The 5797-nt window shown below is 63.9% G+C and carries 3 protein-coding genes; 2 read left to right on the top strand and 1 reads right to left on the bottom strand.

What is annotated here, in order from left to right; genetic code table 11:
* Positions 1-215: 215 nt before the first annotated feature.
* Positions 216-3122: an insulinase family protein gene (locus ACMZ6R_RS19825; RefSeq protein ID WP_416114683.1), complete on the bottom strand. Its 2907-nt coding sequence runs from the start codon at positions 3120-3122 to the stop codon at positions 216-218.
* A gap of 346 nt (positions 3123-3468) precedes the next feature.
* Between ACMZ6R_RS19825 and ACMZ6R_RS19830 the strand changes: the two genes are divergently transcribed.
* Positions 3469-4506 (top strand): OmpA family protein, encoded by a 1038-nt coding sequence (locus tag ACMZ6R_RS19830; RefSeq protein ID WP_416114684.1) that lies wholly within the window; start codon positions 3469-3471, stop codon positions 4504-4506.
* A 74-nt stretch (positions 4507-4580) separates the two neighbouring features.
* A complete protein-coding gene (locus tag ACMZ6R_RS19835) occupies positions 4581-5504 on the top strand; it encodes a LysM peptidoglycan-binding domain-containing protein (protein ID WP_416114685.1) in 924 nt (307 codons plus the stop codon).
* The last annotated feature ends 293 nt before the right edge of the window (positions 5505-5797 follow it).

A 5797-nucleotide genomic window follows, 5' to 3' on the forward strand; every position in this document is an offset into this window, starting at 1 on the left:
GCGCCCCCTCCCTCCCCCAAAACTCCTCAAGGGGTGTCGTCAGGTCTTGCATGCTTACCATGACGGTTTTGCGCTTTGGAGGCAACTTCCCTGCATATCTCGGTTCGGTGGGTCGCCCACGACCCACCGCATAATGGGGGTCCGGGGGAGCCGTGCTCCCCCGGCGGTGAGGTCCAGGAGAGGCAGCGCCTCTCCTGGGTCTTCCTTCCCTTACATTACAACACATCCAGCCGCGACAGGTCCGGCACGGACAGGGCGTCGAGGGAGGGCGTGGGGCCGAGGACCACGATGGCGGCGTTCTTGGCCGCGGCGTCGAGGGCCTCGCCGAATTCCCGGAATTGCCGGATGCTGGCGGCGAGCACCTGACCGCGCATGGCGGCGCGGATTTCCGGCGTGTCGCCCACGAGCCGGCGCACCATGGCCACGTGTCCCTTGGTGTCGGGCAGCATGTGGGCGTCGATGTCGCCGATGGTGCCGATGATGGCCCGGGTCATCTCCTCGGCGTCCAGGGTCGCCTCCATGAGGTAGCGCCCGGCCTGGCGGAAGGTGTCGATGGTGGCGTCGGTGTTGGGGTCGCGGTAGGAGACGAAGACGATCTGTCCCGACAGCCGGTCCAGGGAGCAGAATGCGCCGTAGGCGCCGCCGCGCACCCGCACGCGGTCCCAGAGATAGGCCATGCGCAGATGGCGGGCGGCCACGAGGTTGGCCCCGTCGAAGGTCCAGCCCGTTTTGGACAGGTCGAGGCCGACGCCGACGTAGTGCACCTGGGCCGGGATGGCGATGCCTTCGGCCGGCGGCACGGCGGGCCGACTCCAGGCGGCCGGGGCGGGTTTGGCGACGGGCAGGCGGTTTATGAGCCCGGACACGGCGGTTTCGGTCATGGCCATGTCGGCGGGGGAGACGGTCAGGCCGGCGATGGTCCCCTCGCGGGTCAGCACCACGTCGCGCAGGGTCTCCAGGTCGCGGCGCACGGCGTCGTAGTCCGTGTCGATGCGGTCGATAAGCTCGCGCAGATAGAAGAGCTGGGACACGCCGTGCATCCTCTCGCCAACGCTCCCGGCCAGGGTGTAGCGGGCCCGCAGCCGCGAACCGGCCGTGGCGTGGCCGGCCGGGCCCAGCCGGCGTTCCAGGCGCGATTTGGCCTCGATGGCCATCTGGGCGAAGCGCTCCCGGTTGCCGAAATCCGTGCCGCCAATGAGTTCCTCGAGGATGTCCAGGAATTCCTGGGTCTTTTCCAGAGTGGCCTTGCCCCGCAACACCAGCCGGGCCAGGGCGTCGTCGGGCCCGGTCCCCACGCGGCTGGACACCAGCGCCTCGCGGGAGATGCCGCCGGTCTTGGCCGCGATGCGCCGGGTGAGACTCACGGCGTCGGTGCGGTCGGTGCCGAGCTCCAGAAGCGCCCGGCCGAAAAGCGGCACCAGGGGGACGAGGTGATCCGGCACGCCGCCGAGGGGAAAGGCCAGGTCGAGGTAGGCGATGCCGGCGGTCTCCAGGGGATGGAGAAACAGGGAGACCGGGCCGTGTTCCCGGACTTCCTGGGGGATGGGGGCTTCGTCGATCGGCAGGTCGCCCAGGGCGAGGTTCGGTATCGTGGCCAGGGCCTCGGGCGTATCCGGGGTTTCCTGGAGCCGGCGCAACTCCGCCTGCTCGTCGGTGATGGCCTTTTTCCCTTGTTCGTCGAGGCCGGCGGCGATGGCGTCCAGGTCCGCCCGCTCCTCGGCCAGCCGTTTGGCGTCGAGTTCGGTGTCGGGCACAAGCGACAGGGTGACGCGGTGGGGATTGTCCAGAAGGTAGGCGCGGATGGCCTCTTCGAGGACCTTTTCGCCGGCGGCGATCCTGGTCTTGAGGCGCTCGAGGGGCCCGGAGAAGCGTAGCGGCGAGAGCGGGTCGCCGTCGTGGAGCCAGGTGGTCAGCGCGCGCAGCATGAGCGAGAGCCCGCGCGGAAACGAGCCGGTGTTGTTTTCCCGCAGGGCGAATTCCAGGGCGTTGACCCCGGCCTCCACGGCATCGGGCGGCAGGCCGGAATCGGCCAGCCAGGCGAGCGTGCCCTGGATGAGCTTTTCCACCTCGGGGCTCGTGCCGATCTTGATGCCCTTAAGCCCCACGGAAAAATACATCTGGCGCAACTCGGTTTCCAGGCCGGCGCCGGCCAGATCCTCGCCCAGGCCGCTGTCGAGCAGCGCCTTGCGCAGCGGCGAGGAGGGCAGGCCGATCAGCACATGCTCCAGGACTTCGAGGGTGAGCACGAGATCCTGGTCCACGGTTTCCGGCAACAGCCAGTTGACGGTGACGAAGCCCCGGTCGGCCTGGCCCGGGGCGGCGGCGTAGGGCATCTCCTTGTCGCGGGGCGCGGTGAAGGGGACCTGGACCGCGACGTGGGAATCGACCGGGCGGGCGTCGAAACGGCTGAAGTAGTCGTCCAGGATGCGCAACCGCTCGTCCGGGTCGTCGTCGCCGGAAAAAAAGGCTCGGGCGTTGGAGGGATGGTAATAGGTATCGTGGAAGGCCTTGAATTCCTCGTAGGTGAGCGTCGGGATCACCTTGGGATCGCCGCCGGAATCCACGCCGTAGGTGGTGTCCGGAAAGAGCAGGCGCTGGGAGAATTCGCCGAGCACGGAATCGGGCGAGGAGTAGACGCCCTTCATCTCGTTGAACACCACGCCGCTGCGCGTCAGCACCCCGGGATCGCTCCACTCGAAGTGCCAGCCCTCCTGGAGAAAGACATGGCGCGGGATACGCGGGTAGAACACGGCGTCGAGATAGACGTCTATAAGGTTATGGAAGTCCCTGAGGTTGGTGGAGGCCACCGGATAGCAGGTCTTGTCGGGATAGGTGAAGGCGTTGAGGAAGGTCTGCAACGAACCCTTGAGCAACTCCACGAAGGGTTCCTTGACGGGATACTTGCGTGAGCCGCAAAGCACCGAGTGCTCCAGGATATGGGGCACGCCGGTGGAGTTGCCCGGCGGCGTACGGAAGCTTATGCCGAAAACCTTGTTGGCGTCATCGAGGCAGAGCGACAGGACTTGCGCCCCGGTGCGGTCATGACGGGCCAGGATGGCCCGGGCGGCGTATTCGTCGAGCGTTTCGTCGCGAAGGACGGTGAAACCGAAAGTGGGGGACATCGTTTCTCCTGCGTTAGGCGTTGGGCTCCGGCCAATTTCGAGCCGGACGATTTTTCTCTACACTTTTAAGGGAAAGATGCTATAGCAGCATCGTGACCGGCCACGGGTCCCGGCCGGCTTGGCAGGGGAAAGGAGCGCATCCACTTGCGCTTGCATGCAAAAAGCACTATAGCTTTAACCGGAGATCAGAGGGAAGCTTCCCGGTAGTCGTTTTTTCCCAACTATTTGGGAGACATCCGGGAGGTGGGGGTTCTTGCCCTCGCGGGCGGGCCCTGTTTTTTGCGACGAAAGAGGGTGTTTTTTTGGCAAAGGTGAATCTCATTTCACTTGCTCCGAGGAGGGAGTTATGAACAAGAAACTTCAGATTTTGCTGGTGGCTGTGGTCGCCCTGCTGCTGGGATTCAGCGGCCCGGCTATGGCGAAGAAGCAGGTTCCCAAGGTCGATAACTTTATTTATTTTATCGACCATTCGAGCTCCATGGCCTTCTCCTACAAGGGACAGCGCTATGTGCAGTTCGGCGGTGTTTCCAAGATCATGATGGCCAAGTCCCTGGCCCGTGAGCTTAACAAGATGACCCCCGAGCTCGGCTACAAGGCCGGTCTGTACACCTTCGCCCCGTACAAAGAGTACGCCGCGATGGCTCCCTACAGCCAGGCCACCCTGGGCGCCGCCATCGAGAAGATCTCCACCGACTACAGCGTCTACGGCCGCATGACCCCCATGGGCCGTGGCCTGGAAGACCTGGACAAGCTGCCGCTGTCCACCCTGTCGGGCAAGACCGGCGTGTTCATCTTCTCTGACGGCGACTCCAACTGCGGCGTCGACCCCGTTGCCGTGGCCCAGTCCCTGAAGGCCAAGTACGGCGACAACCTGTGCTTCTACATCGTCGACCTGTCCGACAACAAGCATGGCCAGCAGGTGCTCAAGGCCATCGCCGCCATGGGCAAGTGCAACTGCATCGAGCTCGGCGAAGAGTTGCTCCGTAACGAAGCCGCCCGCGAGCGCTTCCTCGAGTGCTCCCTGTACGAGTGGATCGAAGACGAAATCGTCGTCTTCCGCAGCATCTACTTCGACTTCGACAAGTACAACATTAAGCCCGAGTTCGTGCCCGTCCTCGAGGAAGGCACCGCCATCATCAAGTCCAAGCCGAACATGAAGGTCATCCTCGAAGGTAACACCGACAGCATCGGCACCCCGCAGTACAACATGAAGCTCGGCCAGCGCCGCGCCGACTCCGTCAAGGCCTTCTTCGTGAAGAAGGGCATCGACGCCAGCCGCATCGAGGCCATCAGCCTCGGCCTGACCGATCCGGTCGCCACCAACAAGACCGCTCAGGGCCGCGCCCTGAACCGCCGGTGCGTGATCAAGTTCAAGAGCATGTAAGCGGGACGTAACCCGTCTCCCTGGCCAGACGCCCTCCGGGGCGTCTGGCCTTGTATTTTGAACGGAGCACTCGGATGCCAAGCGCCAGAACCTGCATCGCCTTCGCGTTCGTTCTCGCCGTCCTGCCTGCCTCCGCCTGGGCCGGCGTCAACGTCTACCCCGCTGATGGCCCTGCCCCCACGCTGCATGTGGAAGAGCCCAAGCCGCTGGAATACAAAGTCCAGAAGGGTGATTCCGTGGCGGCTATCGCCAAAAAATTTTCCGTCAACTCCAAGGAGTTGATGCAGGCCAACAAGCTGACCGATGCGCGGAAGCTCAAGGCCGGACAAACACTGAAGATACCGGGTAAAACAGCTGCCCCGGCCGCCGCGCCCGCCGTCGCGGCCAAGGCCGCACCCGCCGGCAAGAAGTCGGCCAAGGCGGTTGAAGCCGCCCCGGCCCCCGCGCCGGTCGTTGCCGACGCCGCCGCGCGCAAGGCCGGCAAGAAAGGCATGATCCTCGATCCGGGCGTGGACGAAAGCACCCCGGTCAGAGGCAAAAAAGGCAAGAAGGGCAAATACGCCCCCGCGCCCGTGGTTGCGCCGCCACCCATTGACGTCACCGAAAAGATGCGGGCCTCCTTCGGCAAGACCGGCGTTATTTCCAACAACTCCGACGTGCCCCAGAACATTCGCGACGAATTTCTGACGTATGCCAGGAAGTGGGTGGATGAGCTCGACAGACTCGGCGTCGGCACCATCACCACCAAAAAGATCAAGCAGGTCGGCGACCACTGGGAAGCCAGCTACCGGGTCATCGTCCGGGAATCCCTGGGAGCCGAGGTCAAGCGCGTCCAGTACGAACATACGCCCTATGTGGGGCACATCACATATTTGCAGCGCGTCTATACCTGCGATGCGCCGACCAAGCAGGCCGCCCTGGCCGGGCCGTACACCTCCAAAGACGAGAACATCCGCGAGATTTTCAGCTACTCCGCCAAGAAGAAAGCCTGGCGCTAGTTTGCGGGAAGAGTGGTGAAGATGCGAGAGGGGGACCCTTTTTGAAAAAAGGGTCCCCCTCTCGCGCTCTCCCCTCCCAAAAACTTTTAACGGTGACAGATTGTTATCGTTAAAGTCTTTCCTATGTGGCCCGAAGTCAAGCCGGCTGACGCAGTCTAACCGCCCGTTTCCTATGTGGCCCGAAGTCAAGCCGGCTGACGCAGTCTAACCGCCCGTTTCCTATTCGCGCCCGAAGCGCCAAGTACCGATTCGGTAGTTTTCGGATTCCCGCCATTTGAAAAACGCCGCCATGC

It is taken from the genome of Solidesulfovibrio sp. C21 (assembly GCF_047785625.1).
Lineage (GTDB): Bacteria > Desulfobacterota > Desulfovibrionia > Desulfovibrionales > Desulfovibrionaceae > Solidesulfovibrio.

Bases quoted from the DNA above. Each gene is read 5' to 3' on its own strand.
- ACMZ6R_RS19825 (WP_416114683.1), bottom strand. From the start codon at position 3,122: ATGTCCCCCACTTTCGGTTTCACCGTCCTTCGCGACGAAACGCTCGAC.
- ACMZ6R_RS19830 (WP_416114684.1), top strand. From the start codon at position 3,469: ATGAACAAGAAACTTCAGATTTTGCTGGTGGCTGTGGTCGCCCTGCTG.
- ACMZ6R_RS19835 (WP_416114685.1), top strand. From the start codon at position 4,581: ATGCCAAGCGCCAGAACCTGCATCGCCTTCGCGTTCGTTCTCGCCGTC.